This window comes from Mesorhizobium sp. M0830, from assembly GCF_040319965.1.
In the GTDB taxonomy this organism is placed as follows: domain Bacteria; phylum Pseudomonadota; class Alphaproteobacteria; order Rhizobiales; family Rhizobiaceae; genus Mesorhizobium.
Genome location: NZ_JAMYOR010000064.1, coordinates 1 through 20491, shown reverse-complemented (window position 1 = coordinate 20491; position 20491 = coordinate 1). Strand labels below are relative to the sequence as shown.

The following is a 20491-nucleotide window of genomic DNA, read 5'->3' as shown; positions in this document are numbered from 1 at the left end:
AGGCATGGTCAAGACGCCGAAGATGCGACACTCGAAAAGCCGCCGCGAGCCGGTGACCATCGATCTGGAGCCAGGCGCCGTTTCACGCGTCGTCGACGAGGATGCAGCCAGGGCTCAGACAGACGAGGCGAAGGCTGAGGAAGCAGAGAACGCTTCGCAGGCTGAGGTTCCCGAAGAGCCGGTGCATGCGGACCAGATCGACCTAGAGCCCTGGGAGCATGCCGACGCCCAGGCCGAATCGGAACAGCCAGCGGCGGCCAAGGGCGATAGCGAAGCTGAGCTCCCCTATCCCGGATCGTTCGACGGTCCCGAATCGTCCAACGATCCCGGATCGTCCGACGCGCCGGCCGGCAAAACCAAAGCCTTCGACTACAATTTCGAGGACGCATCGGCGAAGCGCACGCAGACCGACGGCAACAAAGCCAAAACCGAGGCACGGGACGAGGAAATGGTACCGCCCCCGGCAAGGCGTAGCGGCTTCAACGGCATCGCTGCCGGTATCATCGGTGGCGTCATCGCGCTGCTCGGCGCCGGGGGGCTGCAATTTGCGGGCCTGCTCGGCGCGCCGGGCTCCAATGCCGGTGTCTCGCTCGAGGGCGTCAATGGCGAGATCGCTTCGCTGAAGAGCGAAATCGCCGGTTTGAAGGAAGCTAGCGGCAACAGCGATGCAGCAGCCAAAGTGGTCGGGCTGTCTTCAGGCTTGGAGCAGGTCAGGGCCGATGTCGCGGCGCTGAAATCGGCGGTCGAATCCGGCGGAGCAGGCGACACTGCCGGGCTCGCCGCACTCGGCGACAGGATCAAGCAGATCGAATCGGAGGTCGCAGCCCTTGGCAAGGCAGGCGGCACGGCGCCGGTCGATCTCGGCCCGCTCAACGAAAAACTGGCCGGCCTCGATACACTGGTGAAGTCGGCCAGCGCGGCGGTGGCGGCGCAAGATGGCAGGCTCACCGCATTGGAGCAGTCGGTGTCGCAACTTTCCGGCAAGGTAGAAGCGACGGCCGGACAGCCGAAGATCGCCCTCGCCATCGCCGCGTCGGCGTTGAAGGCGGCGCTCGAGCGTGGCGGGCCGTTTGCGGCCGAACTCGAAACCCTCGCCGCGATTTCGCCGGATGCGCCGCAGCTTGCGACCTTGCGCCCCTATGCCGAAAAGGGCGTCCCCACCCGCACCGAGATCGCATCGCAGACAGATGCCGCCGCCACTGCCATGGTCGCCGCGGCAACCCCTGTCGATGAGAATGCCGGCTTCCTGCAGAACCTTTTGTCGAGCGCCGAATCGCTGGTGAAGGTCAGGCCGATCGGCGCTGTCGAAGGTGCTGGTGCGCCCGAAATCGTCGCGCGTATGGAGGCGGCGGTCAAACAGGGCGACTACGCCAAGGCACTCAGTGAATACGACACGCTGCCGCAAGCCGCCAAGGCTGCCGGCGCCGACTTTGCCGGCAAACTGAAGGCACGCATCGAGGTCGAAACGCAGGTCGACGCACTGATCTCCGGCGCGATGAAGGCATGAGGGCAACAGAATGATCCGCCTGCTGGGCTTCCTCATCGTCGTTTTCGCGCTCGGACTGGGCTTTGCCTGGCTGGCCGACCGTCCGGGCGACATGGTCGTCACCTTCAGCGGCTATCAATACCAGGTCAGTCTGATGGTGGCGGCGGTGGCTGTCGTCGCCGTCGTCGCCGCGGTGATGATCCTGTGGTGGCTGCTCAAGTCGCTGTGGAACAGCCCCTACACCATCTCGCGCTATTTCCGCGTCCGCCGCCGCGATCGCGGCTATCAGGCGCTCTCGACCGGCATGATCGCCGCCGGCGCCGGTGACGGGGCGCTGGCCCGCAAGAAGACCAAGGAAGCGGCCAAGCTGATCCGTTCCGACCAGGAACCGCTGATCCATCTGCTGGAGGCGCAGGCGTCGCTGCTCGAAGGCGATCATGAAGGAGCGCGGCAGAAATTCGAGAGCATGCTCGACGATCCCGAAATGCGGCTGTTGGGCCTGCGCGGGCTCTATCTCGAAGCCGAACGGCTCGGCGACCGCAACGCCGCCAGACACTACGCCGGCCGCGCCGCGGCGGTGGCGCCGCAGCTGGCCTGGGCCGCCGAATCGACGCTGGAAGAGTTGACGGCGCGCGGCGACTGGGACGGTGCCTTGAAACTGGTCGACGCGCAGAAGGCGACACGGCAGATCGAGCGCGAAGCCGCCAATCGCCGCCGCGCCGTGCTGTTGACCGCCAAGGCGCAGGCGCTCGCCGACAGCGATCCCGCTGCCGCCAGAACCGCGGCGATCGAGGCCAACCGGCTTCGGCCGGACTTCGCGCCCGCCGCCGTTGCCGCCGCCGCGGCATTGTTCAAGCAGAACGACGTGCGTAAGGGCTCAAAGATCCTCGAGGCGGCGTGGAAGGCCGAGCCGCACCCTGAGGTCGCCGAGCTCTATACACATGCAAGGCCGGGTGACGCCGTGCTCGACCGCCTCAACCGGGCGAAGAAGCTGCAGGAGATGAAGAAGAACCACGCCGAATCGTCGATGACGGTGGCGCGCGCCGCACTCGACGCGCAGGACTTCTCGACCGCCCGCCGCGAGGCCGAGGCCGCGATCCGGATGGACCGCCGCGAGGGCGCCTATCTGCTGCTCGCCGACATCGAGGAGGCCGAGACCGGCGATCAGGGCAAGGTGCGGCAGCTTTTGTCCAGGGCGGTACGGGCGCCGCGCGATCCGGCCTGGGTCGCCGACGGCGTGGTGTCCGAGCGCTGGGCGCCGGTATCGCCGATCACGGGCCGGCTAGACGCCTTCGAGTGGCGCGCCCCAATGGAGCGTCTCGGCCAGTTGATCGACAGCCATGACGATGCACCGGCCAGTGCGGCGCCGGTCGTTGAAGCACTGGCAAAGCCGACGAGCGAGAAGAGGCCGGTCGAGGTGATCGATGAAATCCGTCCGGCCGGGAGCGCGGATAAGGACACAGAGAGCCAAGAGGATCATGTCAGGCCGATCACGGCGGCGGCCTTCGCCGCGGTGCCGACCGATGCCGAGGGCGTCGAGCCGGCCGAGGAACATACGCGGCTGCCGGACGATCCCGGCGTCGATCCGGACGAGGAAGCGGAAAAATCGCCACGCCGGTTTCGGTTGTTTTGAATTGGGCCGGCCGCCAGGCCCCTCTGACTCAAGGAAAAAGAGCATGATGTCTGGACAAACGGGTCCCGTTTGTCCGAGAAAACCGCTTCACACTTTTCGGCATCATGCTCTGAGGAATGGATCTATGTTTGAACGCGTTCTGTCATTTCTCAGGGATTTGCCGTCCGGCGCTGGCGCGCATTCCAGTGCGGACGATCCCCGCGTTGCGGCTTCGGCGCTGCTCTACCATGTGATGAACGCCGATGGCGTGCGCCAGGATGTCGAATGGGAGCGGTTCAAGGCGGTGCTGGCGCAGAGCTACTCGATCAGCGGTGCCGAACTTGAAGCGCTTGTCGCCGCCGGCGAGCGGGCCGACAATGAGGCGATCGACCTCTATGCCTTCACCAGTGTCTTGAAGCGTCATCTCGATGCCGATGCGCGCAAGGCCTTCATCGGCCTGATGTGGGAAATCGTCTATGCCGATGGCGAGCTGCACGAGCTGGAGGACAACACTGTCTGGCGCGTCGCCGAGCTGATCGGCGTCGAACGCCGCGACCGTGTCGAGGCGCGCCGCAAGGCGGCCGCACTTGCACCTGGCGCCACCGGAACATCGAGCGACGAATAGGATTTTCGCCTTCCCATGCCGCGCCAAACGAGTTCGAAGCCGAAGATACTTATCGTGCTGCATCAGGAGAATTCGAGCCCCGGGCGCATCGGCCATATGCTGCTGGAAGAGGGCTTCGAGCTCGACGTCCGACGTCCGCCGCTGGGCGACACTTTGCCGGACACGCTGGACGGCCATGCCGGCACGGTGGTGTTCGGCGGGCCGATGAGTGCCAATGACGAGGATGAATTCGTCCGCCGCGAGACCAGTTGGCTGGAAATACCGCTCAGGGAGAACCGGCCGTGCCTCGGCATCTGCCTTGGCGCGCAGATGCTGGTCAACCATCTCGGCGGCAAGGTCGAGGGCCACGGCGAAGGGCTGGTCGAGGTCGGCTGGTATCCGCTGAAGGCGACCGAAGCCGGCAAGCAACTGATGCATTGGCCTGAGATGGTCTATCAGTTCCACCGCGAGGGCTTTTCGCTACCCAGGGACGCAACGCTGCTGGCGACGGCCGAGACCTATCCCAATCAGGCCTTCCGCTATGGTGACAATGCCTGGGGCATCCAGTTCCATGGCGAGCTGACCAGGGTGATGATGCAGCGCTGGGTGGTGCGCGGCGCGCATCGCTTCGAGCTACCGGGCGCGCAGCCCGGCCGCGATCATCTCGGCGGCCGGCTGATCTGGGACATGCATCTCAAGCGATGGCTGGACGAGTTCCTGCGTCTGATCTTCGGCAAGCTGGCCGCTCGATAGAGCGCGTCAATTGCGCCCGCTGAGATGGCGCACCCCGCGTAGTTGAGGGAACAACACCACCCACAATCCGGCGACGGCGATCGCGCCGACGCCGCCGACCACGACGGCCGGTACCGTGCCGATCAGCGCTGCCATCGTTCCGGCCCGGAATTCGCCGACCTCGTTGGAAGCTCCGACGAAAACCTGGTTGACGGCATTGACGCGGCCACGCACATGGTCGGGCGTCCACAGCTGGATCAAGGTCTCCCTGATGTAAACGCTGAACATGTCGGTGGCGCCAAGGAAGGCAAGGGCGACAATCGACAGCCAGGTGATGGTCGACAGGCCGAACAGCACGGTGAAGGCGCCGAACGCGGCGACAAAGCCGAGCATGATCAAACCCGCATGGTTGCGGATCGGATGGCCGGCCAGCCAGACGGCGACGCAGATAGCGCCGACACCCGGGGCCGAGCGCAGCAGACCGAGACCCCAGGGGCCGAGCTGAAGGATGTCGCGCGCGTAGACCGGCAGCAGCGCCGAGGCGCCGGACAGGAGCACCGCGAACAGATCGAGCGAGATAGCCCCCAGCACGATCTTCTCGCTCCAGATGTAGCTGAACCCACCGAACAGGTTCTGCATCGTCGGCTTTTCGGTCTCCGTGCGTTGCGACGGCTTCGGGATGGTGAAGATCAGCAGCCCGGACACAAGCATCAGGACGGCGGCTGTGCCGTAGGCCACTTCCGGCGACACGCCGTAGAGCAGGCCGCCGGCAACCGGACCGACGATGGTCGCCGTCTGCCAGGCCGATGAATTCCAGGCGATGGCGTTGGCGAAATCCTCAGGCGGCACCAGATTGGCGAACAGCGAGGCGGAGGCCGGACCGAAGAAGGCGCGGGCGATGCCAAACATGGCAAGCACGGCGAAAATCGGCAGCGGCCCGCCGATGCCGCGAAGCGTCAGAAGCAGCAGCGTCAGCGCGCAGATCGCTTCCAGCACCACCGCCAGCGCCATGATCAGCCGACGCCCGAAGCGGTCGGCGACGACGCCGGTGACCAGCACCAGCAGCAGCGAAGGCAGGAACTGGACGATGCCGACCAGGCCGAGATCGAGCGGGTTCCGGGTCAGGTCGTACATCTGCCAGCCGACAGCGACGGACACGATCATGGTGGCGAAGGTGGTGAGGAAACGCGCCGCCCAATAGCTCAGGAAGGAGCGATGGCGGAACGCGGCATAGCGCTGGTCGGGCAATATCTGTTCGGTTGTCATGGATTCAAGAGGCCCCGTTGTGATGGCATCAGCTGGCGGGGCACTTCCACGATGGGCGCTGGTCCGGCTGGCGGAACTTTTAGCTCAGTTCGCCGCGGATATGCGTCAAAATCGGTGCTGGATCAAGGAATTTTCAACCTGCTCCATCGACCGCACGGGGAGTTTACTGCTGCAGCGCGGCGGAGATTGCGTCGAGGCCGCCGCGTAGTTCGGCTTCCGTCGGCCAGCCAAAGCCGATGCGGAAGAAGCGCTTCTCCATCTCGAACCAGTGGCCGGGCCCGACATACGTGCCGTGGTTCTCCAGCAGATTCACATAGAACCGGTCGAGGTCGAAACCGTGATCGACATTCAGGCGGGGGAAGCCGACGACGCCACCTTCCGGCCGCACCCAGTCGACGAGCGGCTCGCGGTCGATCCATGCTTGGACGATGTCGCGGCGCTTCGCCATTTCAGGCAGCAGCGTCGCCAGGAAGGCGTCGCGGCGCTCGAGCATGCCGCGCGCGATGCCTTCGTCGATGACGCTGCCACAGATGCCGATCTGCTCCTTGGCGGCAAGGAACTTTTCCTGAAGCTCCGCATCCTTGGTGATCAGCCAGCCGATGCGGATGCCGGGAATGCCGAAGGCCCTGGACAATGACGAGACGCTGATCGCCTTCCGGCTCAGCGACGCGGCCGACGGCAGCCGCTTGCCATAGGAGAGGTCGCGGTAGGTCTCGTCGACCAGCAGATGGCAGTGGCTGCTTTCGGCCAGCGCCACCAGCGCATCGAGATCGGTCCGGCTCATCATCGTGCCGGTCGGATTGTGCGGGCAGGTGACGCTGATCAGCCTGGTGTTCGGCTGCATCGCCGCCTTGACGCGCTCGACATCGATGGCGAAGCCTTCCTCGAAAGCCAGGTCTACAAAGCCGATGGCACAGCCGATCGCCCGTGGGGTTTCGATGTTGGTGGCGTAGTTGGGCCTGATGACGACGACATGGTCGTTCGCCGACAAAAGCGAGGTCGAGATGATGAACAGCGCGCCTGCGGCACCGGCGGTGACCAGGACATCATCGAGCGAGATGCCGGCATGTTGCGACGATATCTGCGCGCGCAACACCTTGTCGCCACGATGCTCACCATAGAAAAGCGTGAGATCAGGCAGCGACAGGCCGATGTCGGAGAGCTTCTGGTCGGCGATCGAGCTTTCGGAGAGATTGTAGCGGATACGGTCGTAGCCGTACTCTTCCGGCGCCTCTTTCTCGATCACCATTCTGGTGTAGTTCATGGCTCACTCCCCAACGAACCCGTTCGACCCATCCAAGCCATAAAAACATGAAGCCTGCCAAGGCGGATTCGCCGGCAGGCTTCAATCGATTTATTGGCTCAGCGCCGAAATAGGTCCTTGCCTTAGGAGGTCGTTATCCCAAACTACTGCGCACCTTCGGTCAAGCCCGAGGAAATGCTTTTGAGCGACATGCCTCAGGCTGAAACTTTGGCCTTCCTGCCCTTAGGTGCCTTGATGGGAGCGGCCTTGCGGCCAAGACCGATCGACTTCGCCAGCAGCGAGCGCGAGGCGGCATAGTTGGGGGCGACCATCGGATAATCCGACGGCAAGCCCCATTTGGCGCGGTAGGCGTCCGGCGTCAGGCCGAAATGCACGCCGATGTGACGCTTCAGCGATTTGAACTTCTTGCCGTCTTCGAGGCAGATGATGTAATCGGGCGTCACCGACTTCTTGGGGTTGACGGCCGGAACCAGCGGAGCAGCCAATGGGGCCACCGGCTTGCCGAGCCCGCTTATCGAGGCGCTGACGCTGGCGATGAGGTCAGGCAGGCCGGAGACGGGCAAACGGTTCTTCTCGACGTAAGCGGATACGATGTGAGCGGTCAGCTCGAGCAGGTCGATGTCTTTACGGGCGCTGTTGCTATCGTCGATCACTCTATTTCTCCGTCTAAAAGCGAATGACCTGAAAATCGGATTCGATTCCCCGAAGGATCATGCGCAAAATCAAAATGCTAAAGCGTCCTTTGTGCATCCACGGGACGGGCGGCGTTGTTGTGGCGCGGAATTCCTAATCGGCAAATCTGCGCACTGCAATGACTTGTATCATATCACACGTTATTTTGAACAACTATATTAAACAATAACAATATCAGACTATCAGCGCCTTGTCGCGCCACAAACGAAATCCGCCTTCGAAGGCGCGTGTGTTGTCGCCGCGCCTGGAGTCGGCGGGCAATTCATCGAGCTTGTCGACATTGCCGCCGCCAATGACGACATAGTCAGGCAGCATGGCGGCACGGAGCCGTTCGACCACATCGAAGACATATCTGCGCCATTTCTTCTTGCCGCGCTTTACCAGGCCGCGTTCGCCGACATAGTCCTCGAAGCTCTTGCCGTTCTTATAGGGTAGGTGGGCGAGTTCCATCGGCTGGGCGACATTGTCCGCAATCATCGCCGCGCCCAGACCGGTGCCGAGCCCGAGGAACAGCATGCGCCCGCCCTCGTAACTGCCAATGGCCTGCATCAGTGCGTCGTTGACCACCTTCACCGGTTTGCCGAACGCACCCGCGAAGTCGAATCCAGCCCAACCCTTGCCAAGATTGGCGGGGTCGGTGAGCGGCCTGTTGTGGTTGACCGGGCCGGGATAGCCCATCGAAATGACATCATAGGACAGGCCCTCGGCGAGCTTCTTCACCGCATCGATCATCTGCTGCGGCGTCAGGCCCGGTCCGGAGTCCGCCCTTCGTTCCGCACCGCCGGCGCTGGTCAGGATCTTGACGTGCGAGCCGCCAATATCGATCGAAAGCACGATCTTTTCAGTGCCTGATTTCTCGGAGCCCGATGCCGATTGCTTCACCGCCTTGGCCATTGTGTCACCCTTTCACTTTTCCGGATCGATCCAGCCGTTGGGCGGCCCGAAGCCGCCCATAACGTCCGCCGGACCCCATGTCCCCGGCTCGTAGAGATGCGGCGGCGTGGTGTCGCCGAGCACCGGGCCGACGATGCGCCAGGCCAGCTCGCTGGCATCCTGGCGGGTAAACAGCTGACCGTTGCCGTTCATGGCGTCGCCGATCAACCGCTCATAGGGCGGCATGTCGCCCTTGCTGTCGTCGAGCGCCGTCAGTTCGACCTGTTCGCCGATCATGTCGTCGCCCGGCGCCTTGCGCTGCGCGCCGATGGCGATCGCCACCTGCGGGTCGATACGGAAGCGGACGTAGTTCTGGTCGGCGGGCTTGATCGGATCGAAGACGTCGAGCGGCGGCCGCTTCAGCCGCACAACCACTTCGGTGACATGCACCGGCATGTTCTTGCCGGCGCGGATGAAGAACGGCACGTCCTGCCAGCGCCAGGTGTCGACGAAGAAACGCACCGCCGCGAAGGTCTCGACCGGCGAGTTCGGCGCCACGCCCGGTTCAGTGAGATAGCCGGTGAATTGGCCGCGCACGACGTCGTCCCGGGTCAGCGTGCGGATGGCGCGCAGCACCTGCACCTTCTCGTCGATCAGGTCGTCGGCGGAACGGCCGACGGGGGGCTCCATGGCAAGCAGCAACAGGATGTTGAGCAGATGGTTCTCGATGACATCCCTGATGCAGCCGACATCGTCATAGAAGCGGCCACGACCCTCGATGCCGAAATCCTCGGCCATGGTGATCTGCACGCTCTCGACGAAATTACGGTTCCAGATCGGCTCGAGAAAGGAATTGGCGAAGCGGAAATAGAGCAGGTTCTGGATCGCTTCCTTGCCGAGATAGTGGTCGATGCGGAAGATCGACTGTTCGTCGAACACCAGATGCAGAACCCGGTTCAGCCAGCGTGCCGATTGCAGATCGTGGCCGAAAGGTTTTTCCACCATCAGCCGCGCGCCCTGGGCCGTGCCCGATTGCTCCAGCCCCTGGACGACGGTCTCGAACATGGTCGGCGGCACCGCCATGTAATGCATCGGCCGCTGTGCGGTGCCAAGCGCGCTTTTCAGCTTCTCGAAGGTCGCTCCGTCGCGGTAGTCGCCGCTGACATAGCGCAGTTGCGAGGCGAACTGTGCGAACACCTTCTCGTCGATTTTGCCCAGCGCATTGACGATGCCGTCGCGGGCGCGGGCCTGCAATTGCTTGATGTCCCAAGCGTCGAAGGCAACGCCGATCACCGGTTCGGTCAGCGTGCCCTTGGCGACCATCTGGTAAAGCGCTGGAAATATCTTCTTGTGGGCGAGGTCGCCGGTCGCTCCGAAGAGCACCAGCGTGTCGGAGCGTTCCTGGCTCATGCGCGCGTCTCCCCTGTCGCCGTCACTTGCCGGCCTTTTCGACATGGCCGCCAAAGGCATAGCGCATGGCGGACAACAATTTGTCGGCGAATTCGGATTCGCCTTGCGAGGAGAAGCGGTCGAACAGCGCCGAGGACAAGACCGGCGCCGGCACGCCAGTGTCGATCGCCGCCTTCAACGTCCAGCGGCCTTCGCCGGAATCCGAGACGCGGCCGCCGAAATTCGCCAGGCCGGGATCGCCTTTCAATGCGCCGGCCGTCAGGTCGAGCAGCCAAGAGCCGATGACGCTGCCATGCCGCCAGACCTCGGCCACTTGGGGAAGGTCGATGTCAAACTGATAGTATTGCGGATTTTCAAGCGGGCTGGTCTCGGCGTCCGCCGTTCGTTGGCGCTTGCCGGCATTGGCCGACTTCAGAATGTTCATGCCTTCGGCATAGGCTGCCATGACGCCATATTCGATGCCGTTGTGCACCATCTTGACGAAATGGCCGGCGCCGCTCGGTCCGCAATGCAGATAGCCATAGGGCGCGGTTCCGGCATCCCTAGGCGGATTGGAGCCGGCGTCGGCGCCCGGCGCCAGCGTGGCAAAGATCGAGTCGAGGTGTTGCACCGCCACATCGGGCCCGCCGATCATCAGGCAATAGCCACGCTCCAGCCCCCAGATACCGCCACTGGTGCCGACATCGACGAGATGGATACCCTTGGTGGCCAGTTTCGCGGCCTGGTCGACGGCGTCGTGATAGTAGGAATTGCCGCCGTCGATAACGATGTCGCCCGGCTCCATCAGGGGCGCGACCTGATCGATGATCCTGCCGGTGATGGCCGCCGGCAGCATCAGCCAGACACAACGCGGCTTGGCCAGCTTGCCGACGAATTCTTCCATTGAAGCCGCCCCTAGCGCCCCCTCGGTCACCAGAGCCGCGACGCTGGCGGGGTTGATGTCGTAGACGACGCATTCATGGCCGTCACGCATCAGGCGCCGAACCATGTTGGCGCCCATCCGGCCCAGTCCCATCATTCCGATCTGCATGGTTTCGTCCCTGTTTCCGAAGAGATTTGCGGGGTTTATCGAGGAAGGATCGCCTGGCTATCCTGGGCGCGCGATAGAACGGAGAAGCCGACATTCTCCCAATCGCCGGCCCCGGGCCAGAAAAAAGTGAAGATCAGCGTGCTTCCCTGCGGGAGGCCGGCCAAGCGACGTTTCGACACTCTTGGCGCTCGGCGTCCATCGTGCCGGAATTCCCGGGGCGCCCGGAGCAATGGTTGGCGTCGGCGTCACTGGCATTCTGCGTCGGTCTCCTGACTCGCCTCCCTAGACCAGGACGCGAAGCGTTTTCAATCACCGCACCGCAAGTTGATCGGCCCCGTCAACCGAGCCGTCGTTGACAGCGGTGCCAGCCTGCGTCCACTATTTCCCGGCACGGGAGGATCGTGAAAACCATGCCGGAGGTGTCCCTGGTCCTGATCGACCGGCTGCTGGCGATTTCGCGGGCGCTTGCCGGCCATATCGATCCCGGCACGGCGTTCCGCGCGACAGCCATCGAGATCGGCTCGCTCATTCCGCACGACCACATGGATCTGGCGGTGCTGTCGCATGACGGCCGCCGCCACGCCTGTTATGAGGCCGGCTTCCACACCAGCTGGAGCGAGCTTGCCCAGCATCCGCTGCCAACCGAAGTCAGCCCGATACGCTCGGTGCTGTGGGGCGAAGTACCCTATCTGCTCGCCGACGACGCACTGAGCGACGAGCGCTTCCATTTCGCCACCGCCATCGATGGGCCGATCTTCGCCGCCCAACTGCGCAGCCGCATCGTCGTGCCTCTAAGGGCACGCGGCGGCATTATCGGCGCGCTCAACATCAGCCGGCACGAGGTCGATTGCTACACGCTTGCCGACGTCGCCGTCGCCCAGCAATGCGCGGACCTGATCGCGCCCTACATCTTCGCCCTGATCCAGACCGAGGAGGCACGCCGCGCCATGCTTGCCGAGAGCGAGGCGCGCAATCGCGTCGAACTGCTGCGGGTCGGTGCTTCGCAATTGACCGAAGGCATGGAGCGCGAACGCCGGCGCATGGCCATGGACCTGCACGACCAGACGCTCGCCGATCTCGCCCGCATTGCGCGCCAGCTTTCGGCCCTTCGTGGCCAGGGCGTGGCGCGGGCCGCGCAGCTTGCCGATCTCGAGCAGGAGGTCGCCGGCTGCCTGACGGAACTGCGCCACATCGTCGATGACATGCGGCCGAGCGTGCTCGAACTGTTCGGCTTGCGCGACGCCGTGGAGGCGCATCTCAACCGCAGCGTCGCCAGGGCCAAGCCACCGATCGCCGTGCGCATCGCCGACACCAGCGACGGCGCCGCCGACAGCCTGCCCGAGCCTGTCCGCACCGCGCTCTACCGGATCGTGCAGGAAGCCATCAACAATGCCGTTCGCCACGCCGCGCCGCACCGTATCGATGTCTTGCTGGCGTCGACCGCGAGCGTGCTGCGGGTGATCGTAACCGATGACGGCCAGGGCTGTGGCGCCGTCGACCCGGCGGCGCATGGCGGCATCGGCCATATGCACACGCGGGCCGCCCTTATCGGAGCACGGCTGCGCATCGGCCAAGCCGGCCGAAAGAGCGGCGGCACGCGTGTCGTCGTCGAGATCGACCGCCAGCCATCGCGGGAATTGCCCATTGCGGCGACTGCAGCAGCGCCCGGCGAGTTCGCCGTGTCGGAGGCCATGTGATGCTTGTGATGATCGCCGAGAACGATGGACTGCACCGCACCTTCGCGCGGCGGACGGTGGAGCAATTATGGCCCGGCGATGTCGAGGTGATCGAGGCGAGCGATGGCGAGGACGCCATCAATCTGGCGGCCGAGCGAGAGCCGCCGCATGTCGTGCTCGACCTGCAGATGCCGAAGGCGACAGGGATCGAGGTTGCCAGGGCGATCTGGAACCGCCACGCCGGCACGCACATCCTGTTCTGGTCGAATTTCGCCGATGAGGCCTATGTGCGCGGCGTGGCGCGCATCGTGCCGCCCGGCTCGGTCTATGGCTATGTGCTCAAATCGGCGACGGAGGAAGGCATGCGCTCGGCCTTGCGCGGCGTTTTCCGCGAAGGCCACTGCATCATCGATCGCGAGATACGTGGCATCCAGCACCGCGTCCAAGACAAATTCGAGGGCATCACCGACGGCGAATATGAAAGCCTGATCGACATTGCGCTCGGCCTGACCGACCGTGCGATCGCGGCACGCCGGGGCCTGTCGATCCGCGGCGCGCAGAGCCGCATCAAGCATGTCTACGACAAGCTTGGCATCGTGCCGGCGGAGGACGGCGCCAGCGATGCTTCCGTGTTCAACTCACGGACGCGGGCGATCAATCTCGCCATGGCGCGCGGCCTGATCAACATCGATGCGCTGCGCCGCGAACAGGACCGGCTCGATGCCTGGCTGGCGGGGCAAGAGTAGGCTTCCCCTACACGCCTCACCTCACGGCTGGGCAGATTCCGATCCAATTCCTGAAACCAGTGGCGCGGCCAGGCGGAACATCGGAACGCTTGGCGCATTGCTAATGAACGGCGTTCCAATTTGCTGCCTGCGGACCCAAAGTGCGACCCTCAATCACAGATTCATGGCACTTGGTGCGTGAAAGCGTAGCCGGCTTCATCGACGATAATGCTCTTAGTCATGGTGCCGCGATGGCTTTTTATGCCGCCACCTCGCTGGCGCCGATCTTGCTGATTGTGGTCGCTGTTGCTGGTCTCGTCTTCGGTCATGATGCAGCACAATTGGCTTTGTCTGCCCAGATCTCCGGGCTGATGGGGCCGGAAAGTGCTGATCTCCTCCAGACCGCGCTGGAAAGCGTATCCAGCAAGCTGTACGGGACCTGGGCCGCGATCATTGGGCTCGTCACCTTGTTGGTGGCCGCCTCTGGCGTCTTCGGCGAAATGCAGCAGTCGTTGAACACGATTTGGAAGGTCGAACCGCAGGGCAACTCCTTGTCTCGTCTGGTGCGGGCACGAGCCGCCAGTCTGGGATTGGTGGCCGCGCTCGGTTTCCTGCTGCTGGTCTCTCTGATTGCAAGCGCTGCGATTTCGGCACTGGGCGATTTTATCAACGCCCATCTGCCGTTCGGAACGATCATACTCAGCGTGATCAACGGCGTCGTTTCGTTTGTCCTGATCTCCCTGATGTTCGCCGCCATCTACAAAGTTTTGCCCGACCGAAGCCTGGAATGGCGCGATGTCGGGATCGGTGCTGTCGTGACGGCTGCCCTGTTCACGTTGGGAAAATCGCTTATCGGCTGGTATATCGGCACCAGCGCGATTGCGTCCTCGTATGGCGCCGCCGGTGGACTGCTCGTCATATTGCTCTGGGTCTACTACTCGTCGGAAATTTTCCTTCTCGGTGCCGAGTTCACGCGCGCCTATTCAATTCGACACGGCAGCAGGCCCGATCTGGAGACCTTGGTTCGCAGTCCTATGCCTGCGCGGCACGGTTCATTTCGCGCAGGGCAAAAGTCCAACTCTGCCGGCGTGATAGCGCTCGTAGCGGTAGCGTGCGCGAGTGCGACATTGACCATGCTTTTGCTGAGTGTTCGCCGACCCTAGTCCGACGCCGCGATGCGACAGGGTGTTCGCCAATATTATAGATTATCGCCGCTCCTACGGCCGACTGTGCAAACGCACAGTCGGCCGTGCGCTTTGACCCGTATCGCCATGCCGGCGCGGCAACTACGCTCGACCCATAAAAAGACCATATCGGGAGAGCGCTCATGTCATTCGTTACCATGCGAGTTCGCGCAACTGTCGGCGCCGCCGGGAGCCAGTGATGTCGGTTTCGGCGCGCGCCCGCCATTCCGGCTTCGACGATGTCGTTGGCGATGCAGCGATCGAAACGCTGGCGAGCGGCTTCGGCTTCCTCGAAGGGCCGGTCTGGCATCCCTACGAGAAGTGGCTGGTCTTCTCCGACATTCCCGAAAGCCGGATGTATCGCCGCGGTAGGGCGGGCGAGATCGAGCTGTTCCGCGAGCCGAGCTATAAGGCCAATGGCAACACGCTGGACCGCCAGGGGCGACTGATCACCTGTGAGCACGCGACGAGCCGCGTGACCCGGGCCGAGGCCAACGGCAGCGTGACCGTGCTCGCGACACATCATCAGGGCAAGCAGCTCAATAGCCCGAACGACATCGTTGTTGCCACCGGCGGATCGATCTACTTCACCGATCCTGGCTACGGCAGGGTGGAATTCTATGGCGTTGCCCGTCCTCAGGAGCTGCAGTTCCAGGGTGTCTACCGCATCGATGGCGACGGCGCACGACTGACCTTGCTGGCCGACGATTTCGTGCAGCCGAACGGACTTTGCTTTTCGCTGGACGAGTCGCGGCTGTTCATCAACGACACCGACCGCGGACACATCAGGGTGTTCGGCGTCGAACCGAATGGCGATCTCAACGGCGGCGCGGTCTGGGCGGTGACCGAAGGCGAAGGCCTGGGAGCGCCCGACGGCATGAAGATCGACAGCCGCGGCAATCTTTACTGCACCGGCCCGGGTGGTATCCATGTTTTCGACGCGTCGGGCGCCATTCTGGGCGTTATCCGGACGCCCGAAGATTGCGCGAATTTTACCTTCGGCGACGACGACCTGCAAAGCCTCTACATTACCGCGTCGACGTCATTGTACCGGCTCCGGGTGCGCGTGCCGGGATTGAGACTGTTTTGAGTCCGCGACAATCCGTGCTCAAATCAGAGTTGGGAGTGAGGCCGGGCCAAAGCCGGCGGGAATTGCATCAGTCAACACATCTGGGAGGAGTATGACATGAAGAAACTGTTCGTTCTGGGCGCCCTGGCGGCAATGCTTGCCTCGGGCACGGCGCTGGCCGACACCAGTGGCAAAAAGATCGCCTTTTCCAATAACTATGCCGGCAATTCCTGGCGGCAGGCCATGCTCGACAGCTATGGCATCGTCACCAAGAAGGCGGTCGCCGACAAGATCGTCGGCGCGGCCGACATCTTCACCACCGCCGACAAGGAGGTGCCGACGCAGGCGGCGCAGGTGCAGAACCTGATCCTGCAGGGCTATGACGCGATCGTCATCAACGCCGCCTCGCCGGATGCGCTCAATGGCGCCATCAAGCAGGCCTGCGATGCCGGCATTGTCGTTGTCTCCTTCGACGGCACCGTGACCGAACCTTGCGCCTATCGCGTCGTCGTCGACTTCAAGGACATGGGCAAGCAGGAAGTCGAGCAGATGGCCAAGTTCCAGCCCAAGGGCGGCAATTTGCTTGAAATCCGTGGCCTTGCCGGCACCTCGATCGACGATGCCATCCATGCCGGCATCCTCGAAGGCGTTGCCGCCCATCCCGAGTTCAAGATCGTCGGTTCGGTGACCGGCGACTGGGACCAGACGACGGCGCAGAAGGCGGTGGCGACCATCCTGCCGTCGCTGCCCGATGTCGTCGGTATCGTCGACCAGGGCGGTGACGGCTATGGCGCGGCACAGGCCTTCGCAGCCGCCGGCAAGCCGCGTCCGACCATCATCATGGGCAACCGGCAGGACGAGCTGCAGTGGTGGAAGGAACAGAAGGACAAGGACGGCTACCAGACCTGGTCGGCATCGATTGCTCCCGGCGTCTCGTCGCTCGCCTTCTGGGTGGCGCAGCAGGTGCTCGACGGCCGCACGGATATTCCGCACGATCTGCTGGTGCCTTATCTGGCGTTCACCCAAGACGATTTCGAGGCCGAGCTGCCGAAGATCCCCAAGGGCGGCGTTGCCAGCCATGAATACACGCAGGAAGATGCGATCGCGGCCATCAAAGCCAACATCAAGTGAGCATAACGGCAGCGTTGCCGTCCGTATCGCCGAACGGATATCGTTGAGCATGCCTGAAGGGAACGCTGACATCATCAGACTGAACGGCGCCGAAAAGCATTTCGGCGCCGTTCGCGCACTGGGCGGCGTGGATTTTCACGTCGGGCCGGGCGAGTGCGTCGGTCTTGTCGGCCACAATGGCGCCGGCAAATCGACGCTGATGCACATGGTGGCGGGCACGCTGGTGCCCGACAGCGGGCAGATCGGCGTGCATGGCGGCATCGAGGACAATTACTCGGTGTCGCGGGCGCAGCAGCTCGGCATACGCTGCGTGTTTCAGGAATTGTCGCTGTGTCCCAATCTCAGCGTTGCCGAGAACACGCGCATCAACCACGCGTCGCTGCGCGGGCTTGGCTGGCGGCGCAAGGCGGCCGAGCTGATCGCCGCCAAGCTCGACGAGATCTTTCCGGGTCACAGCATCTCGCCCTCGGATATTGTCGGCGACCTGTCGATCGGCCGGCGCCAGATGGTGGAGGTGGCGCGCGCGTTCACGGTGACCCAGGATCGGCTCGACCTCGTCATCCTCGACGAGCCGACATCGTCGCTCGACGCGCATACGGCCGGCCAGTTGCTGGCCTTCGTGCGCCGCTTCGTCGCCGGCGGCAAAAGCTGCATCCTGATTTCGCATGTGCTGGGTGAAGTGCTGCGCAACGCCGACCGCATCGTGGTGATGCGCGACGGCAAGGTGGTTGTCACCGACGCGGCGGATGCCTTCGACCGCGACCGGCTGGTGACGGCGATGGGCGGAGCGGAAGCGCGCCAGAAGATCGCCGCCGAAATCGCTGCCGCCAAGCCCGGGGCCAGTCCGCTGCGGGTACGGGCGCGGCCGGCCACACAGAAGGACGGCACCGACCTTGTCGCTTGCGCCGGCGAGATCATCGGCCTTGCCGGGCTGGCGGGACATGGCCAGACCGACCTGCTGCTGGCGATCTTCGCCGCGGCATCGCGCGCCCGGGCCGGCATCGAGGTGACCGCGCCGGTGGCGCTGGTGGCCGGCGACCGCCAGGCGGACGGCATTTTCCCGCAATGGTCCATCACCGAGAACATCGGCATCCGCTCGCTTGCGCGCCTGCGCAACGGGCTGCTGATCTCGCCGCAGCGCGAGGCCGAGCTTGCAGCATTTTGGCAGAAGAAGATCGGCATCCGCACGCCTGACATGAACAACAACATCTTCTCGCTTTCGGGCGGCAACCAGCAGAAGGCGCTGTTTGCCCGCGCCCTTGGCTCGGATGCGCAGATCGTGCTGATGGACGACCCGATGCGCGGCGTCGATATCGGCACCAAGCTGGAGGTCTATGACCTCGTGCGCGAAGAGGCAGGCCGCGGCCGCACCTTTCTCTGGTACACCACCGAAACCGAAGAACTCGACAATTGCGACCACGTCTATGTCTTCAAGAACGGCCGCATCGTCGCCAATCTGCGCCGCGACGAATTGACCGAAGAGAAGATCATCCAATCCTCGTTCGGCGATGCGGCCTGAGATGACGGCCGCCAGCCTCGAAACCGCTGCCAAGACTTCCGCCGAGCGTGGCGCTCTGGCCCGCGCACGCTTGCTGCGCGGGCTGCTGCCGGCACTGTCGCTGGTGCTGGTGCTGCTTGCCATCGCCTGGCTCAACCCGCGCGCCATCAGCTATTTCGGCTTCAGCCTGATGCTCAATTTGGCGATCCCGATCGCGCTGGCGACAATCGCGCAGATGTTCGTCATATCAGGCAATGAGCTCGACCTGTCGATCGGCACCTTCGTCGGCTTTGTCGGCTGTGTCACCGCGACCTGGCTGAAGGATGCGCCGCTCATCGGCGTCGTCATCCTGCTCGGATCGATCGGCGTCTATGCTCTGCTCGGCGCGCTGATCCATTTGCGCAACCTGCCCTCCATCGTGGTGACGCTCGGCATGAGTTTCGTGTGGCAAGGGCTCGCCATTCTCGTGCTGCCCAAACCCGGCGGTAAGGCACCGGACTGGCTGCTTGGGCTGATGGCGTTCAAGCCGCCTTTGGTGCCGTTCCCGATCATTGCCGCGCTGCTGATCGGTTTCATCGTCCATTTCGGCCTGATGCGCACCTCCTATGGCGTCATCCTGCGCGGCTCGGGCGGCAATCCGGCGGCGCTCGGGCGCGCAGGCTGGTCGCTGCTCAAGACCAAGATCGTGCTGTTTTCGCTGGCCGGCCTGTTCGGCGCGCTGTCGGGCATGGCACTGATCGGCATCACCACTTCGGCCGATGCCAATATCGGCAATGGCTATACGCTGCTGGCGATCGCCGGCGTCATCCTCGGCGGCGGCGAATTCGTCGGCGGCCGGGTGTCGCCGATCGGCGCGGTGATCGGTGCGCTGACGCTGGCGCTGGCCGCCTCGCCGCTGCTCACCTTCATGCATATCCCACCCGACTGGCAGGTGGCCGCCAACGGCGCGATCCTCATTATCGTGCTGGCGGCGCGGGTGCTGATCAGCCGCAAGGAGAGGTGAGCGATGACCTCAGTGAAATCGCTGCTGACCAAATCCTGGATCTGGTCGTTTCTCGGCGCCCTTCTGGTGTGGCTGGCGACGATCGCCTTCACCGGCGGCTATGGCGCCGGCGGAATGGTGACCGCCGCGCTGTCGCTGGCGGTGTTCACGGTCATCGTCGGTGTCGGCCAGATGTTCGTCATCACGCTTGGCCCGGGCAATGTCGACCTGTCGCTGCCGGCCAATATTGGCCTTGCCAGTGCCGTCGCCATGAAGGTGATGGACGGCAACGATTCCATGATCGCAGTCGGGCTTCTGGCGGCGCTGGCCTGCGGGGCTGCGATCGGCGTCGCCAACTATCTGCTGATCTGGGCGCTGCGCATCCCGCCGATCATCGCCACGCTGTCGGCCAGCTTCATCATCCAGTCGATCGACATCAGCTATGGGCGCGGCTTGCAGATCAAGCCGCCGCCGGGTTTCGCCGATTTCGCCAATTGGCAGGTGCTGGGCATTCCGGTACTGGCGATCCTCACCGTGCTGTTCACCGTCGGGGCTGCCGTCGCGCTGCAGCGCATGATCTATGGCCGCTCGGTGCTGGCCATCGGCCAGAACATCCGCGCCGCCTGGCTCGCCGGCGTCAATGTCGGCCGCATCCGCTTCCTCACCTACATGCTGTCGGGCGCGCTTGGCGGCATAGATGGTGCGCTGCTCGCCGGCTATTTCCGAGGCGCCAATGTCGACATCGGCAACGAATACCTGCTGGCCTCGATCGCCGTCGTCGTCATCGGCGGCACGTCGGTGGCCGGCGGTAAGGCCAATGTCCCCGGCGTCTGGGGCGCGGCGCTGTTCCTGGTGCTTTTGCTGACCATGCTCAACACGTTCGGCGTCAGCGCCGGCGTGCGATTGCTGCTGACGGGGCTGATCATCGTTGGCGTCATCACTGCGGCGGGCGGACAGAAGGCGCTGCGCTGAACTGACCATGTAACTGCGCCGCTTGTAATGTAGAATGTCGATGCTGGCAGGACAGCACCCCCCTCTGTCCTGCCGGACATCTCCCCGCAAGGAGGGAGATCGGCCATTATCGCGGCTTTCGCCAATATCCAACGTTGCTAAGTGAGCCAGACGCAGAAGCTGCTAATCTCCCCCTTGCGGCAGGACTGTCCGGGGAAATTTATTCATATATGAAGGCCATCTGATTGAGGGAGGATCGGTCTCTTGGTCGGCTCGGATTGACCGGCGGCGGCTTATCGATGGCG

Annotated in this window: 18 protein-coding genes; 12 read left to right on the top strand and 6 right to left on the bottom strand. The window is 63.8% G+C overall.

What is annotated here, in order from left to right; translation table 11 throughout:
* The first annotated feature begins 4 nt into the window (after positions 1–4).
* From NKI20_RS27790 to NKI20_RS27775, 4 genes are all read left to right on the top strand, one after another.
* Positions 5–1507: a mitofilin family membrane protein gene (locus NKI20_RS27790; protein ID WP_352836443.1), complete on the top strand. Its 1503-nt coding sequence runs from the start codon at positions 5–7 to the stop codon at positions 1505–1507.
* 10 nt (positions 1508–1517) lie between these two features.
* A complete protein-coding gene (locus NKI20_RS27785; protein WP_352728682.1) occupies positions 1518–3119 on the top strand; it encodes a heme biosynthesis protein HemY in 1602 nt (533 codons plus the stop codon).
* Positions 3120–3243: 124 nt separating this feature from the next.
* The gene (locus NKI20_RS27780; RefSeq protein WP_352836440.1) at positions 3244–3723 is read left to right on the top strand and encodes a tellurite resistance TerB family protein; all 480 of its coding nucleotides are present in this window, start codon (positions 3244–3246) and stop codon (positions 3721–3723) included.
* A 15-nt stretch (positions 3724–3738) separates the two neighbouring features.
* Positions 3739–4455: a glutamine amidotransferase gene (locus NKI20_RS27775; RefSeq protein WP_352836439.1), complete on the top strand. Its 717-nt coding sequence runs from the start codon at positions 3739–3741 to the stop codon at positions 4453–4455.
* A 6-nt stretch (positions 4456–4461) separates the two neighbouring features.
* Here NKI20_RS27775 and NKI20_RS27770 read toward each other — a convergent pair whose 3' ends face one another.
* The 6 genes from NKI20_RS27770 to gnd form a co-directional block, all read right to left on the bottom strand.
* Positions 4462–5700: an MFS transporter gene (locus tag NKI20_RS27770; RefSeq protein WP_352836437.1), complete on the bottom strand. Its 1239-nt coding sequence runs from the start codon at positions 5698–5700 to the stop codon at positions 4462–4464.
* Between the two features lie 163 nt (positions 5701–5863).
* Positions 5864–6964, bottom strand: a complete 1101-nt coding sequence (locus tag NKI20_RS27765; RefSeq protein WP_352836434.1) for an aminotransferase class I/II-fold pyridoxal phosphate-dependent enzyme — start codon at positions 6962–6964, stop codon at positions 5864–5866.
* 194 nt (positions 6965–7158) lie between these two features.
* Positions 7159–7617: a Ros/MucR family transcriptional regulator gene (locus NKI20_RS27760; RefSeq protein WP_023760920.1), complete on the bottom strand. Its 459-nt coding sequence runs from the start codon at positions 7615–7617 to the stop codon at positions 7159–7161.
* A 214-nt stretch (positions 7618–7831) separates the two neighbouring features.
* On the bottom strand, positions 7832–8551 hold the full coding sequence (locus NKI20_RS27755) for an ROK family protein (RefSeq protein WP_352836431.1): 720 nt from the start codon (positions 8549–8551) through the stop codon (positions 7832–7834).
* A gap of 12 nt (positions 8552–8563) precedes the next feature.
* Positions 8564–9940, bottom strand: coding sequence for a glucose-6-phosphate dehydrogenase (zwf, locus tag NKI20_RS27750; RefSeq protein ID WP_352836429.1), 1377 nt, complete (start codon positions 9938–9940; stop codon positions 8564–8566).
* Positions 9941–9962: 22 nt separating this feature from the next.
* A complete protein-coding gene (gene gnd / locus NKI20_RS27745; RefSeq protein WP_352836426.1) occupies positions 9963–10970 on the bottom strand; it encodes a phosphogluconate dehydrogenase (NAD(+)-dependent, decarboxylating) in 1008 nt (335 codons plus the stop codon).
* A gap of 410 nt (positions 10971–11380) precedes the next feature.
* Here gnd and NKI20_RS27740 point away from each other — a divergent pair, with 410 nt between their 5' ends.
* From NKI20_RS27740 to NKI20_RS27705, 8 genes are all read left to right on the top strand, one after another.
* Positions 11381–12667 (top strand): GAF domain-containing sensor histidine kinase, encoded by a 1287-nt coding sequence (locus NKI20_RS27740; protein ID WP_352836423.1) that lies wholly within the window; start codon positions 11381–11383, stop codon positions 12665–12667.
* Positions 12667–13392: a response regulator gene (locus NKI20_RS27735; RefSeq protein ID WP_352836420.1), complete on the top strand. Its 726-nt coding sequence runs from the start codon at positions 12667–12669 to the stop codon at positions 13390–13392. The genes NKI20_RS27740 and NKI20_RS27735 overlap by 1 nt, the downstream gene beginning before the upstream one ends.
* Before the next feature lie 173 nt (positions 13393–13565).
* A complete protein-coding gene (locus NKI20_RS27730) occupies positions 13566–14534 on the top strand; it encodes a YihY/virulence factor BrkB family protein (RefSeq protein WP_352606944.1) in 969 nt (322 codons plus the stop codon).
* A gap of 220 nt (positions 14535–14754) precedes the next feature.
* Positions 14755–15645 (top strand): SMP-30/gluconolactonase/LRE family protein, encoded by an 891-nt coding sequence (locus NKI20_RS27725; protein ID WP_352606882.1) that lies wholly within the window; start codon positions 14755–14757, stop codon positions 15643–15645.
* Between the two features lie 96 nt (positions 15646–15741).
* On the top strand, positions 15742–16755 hold the full coding sequence (locus NKI20_RS27720; RefSeq protein WP_352658293.1) for an ABC transporter substrate-binding protein: 1014 nt from the start codon (positions 15742–15744) through the stop codon (positions 16753–16755).
* Positions 16756–16804: 49 nt separating this feature from the next.
* Complete coding sequence (locus tag NKI20_RS27715; RefSeq protein WP_352836417.1) at positions 16805–18274, top strand: sugar ABC transporter ATP-binding protein; 1470 nt, start codon at positions 16805–16807, stop codon at positions 18272–18274.
* A 1-nt stretch (position 18275) separates the two neighbouring features.
* Positions 18276–19256 carry an ABC transporter permease gene (locus tag NKI20_RS27710; protein WP_352836415.1) on the top strand — a complete coding sequence of 327 codons (981 nt, stop codon included), beginning with the start codon at positions 18276–18278 and terminating at the stop codon, positions 19254–19256.
* A 3-nt stretch (positions 19257–19259) separates the two neighbouring features.
* Entirely contained in the window at positions 19260–20207 is a 948-nt protein-coding gene (locus NKI20_RS27705) for an ABC transporter permease (RefSeq protein ID WP_352836412.1), read from the top strand.
* The last annotated feature ends 284 nt before the right edge of the window (positions 20208–20491 follow it).

Bases quoted from the DNA above. Each gene is read 5' to 3' on its own strand.
- zwf (WP_352836429.1), bottom strand. From the start codon at position 9,940: ATGAGCCAGGAACGCTCCGACACGCTGGTGCTCTTCGGAGCGACCGGC.
- NKI20_RS27720 (WP_352658293.1), top strand. From the start codon at position 15,742: ATGAAGAAACTGTTCGTTCTGGGCGCCCTGGCGGCAATGCTTGCCTCG.
- NKI20_RS27725 (WP_352606882.1), top strand. From the start codon at position 14,755: ATGTCGGTTTCGGCGCGCGCCCGCCATTCCGGCTTCGACGATGTCGTT.
- NKI20_RS27785 (WP_352728682.1), top strand. From the start codon at position 1,518: ATGATCCGCCTGCTGGGCTTCCTCATCGTCGTTTTCGCGCTCGGACTG.
- gnd (WP_352836426.1), bottom strand. From the start codon at position 10,970: ATGCAGATCGGAATGATGGGACTGGGCCGGATGGGCGCCAACATGGTT.
- NKI20_RS27775 (WP_352836439.1), top strand. From the start codon at position 3,739: ATGCCGCGCCAAACGAGTTCGAAGCCGAAGATACTTATCGTGCTGCAT.
- NKI20_RS27790 (WP_352836443.1), top strand. From the start codon at position 5: ATGGTCAAGACGCCGAAGATGCGACACTCGAAAAGCCGCCGCGAGCCG.
- NKI20_RS27755 (WP_352836431.1), bottom strand. From the start codon at position 8,551: ATGGCCAAGGCGGTGAAGCAATCGGCATCGGGCTCCGAGAAATCAGGC.
- NKI20_RS27780 (WP_352836440.1), top strand. From the start codon at position 3,244: ATGTTTGAACGCGTTCTGTCATTTCTCAGGGATTTGCCGTCCGGCGCT.
- NKI20_RS27705 (WP_352836412.1), top strand. From the start codon at position 19,260: ATGACCTCAGTGAAATCGCTGCTGACCAAATCCTGGATCTGGTCGTTT.
- NKI20_RS27765 (WP_352836434.1), bottom strand. From the start codon at position 6,964: ATGAACTACACCAGAATGGTGATCGAGAAAGAGGCGCCGGAAGAGTAC.
- NKI20_RS27710 (WP_352836415.1), top strand. From the start codon at position 18,276: ATGACGGCCGCCAGCCTCGAAACCGCTGCCAAGACTTCCGCCGAGCGT.
- NKI20_RS27770 (WP_352836437.1), bottom strand. From the start codon at position 5,700: ATGACAACCGAACAGATATTGCCCGACCAGCGCTATGCCGCGTTCCGC.
- NKI20_RS27740 (WP_352836423.1), top strand. From the start codon at position 11,381: ATGCCGGAGGTGTCCCTGGTCCTGATCGACCGGCTGCTGGCGATTTCG.
- NKI20_RS27735 (WP_352836420.1), top strand. From the start codon at position 12,667: ATGCTTGTGATGATCGCCGAGAACGATGGACTGCACCGCACCTTCGCG.
- NKI20_RS27715 (WP_352836417.1), top strand. From the start codon at position 16,805: ATGCCTGAAGGGAACGCTGACATCATCAGACTGAACGGCGCCGAAAAG.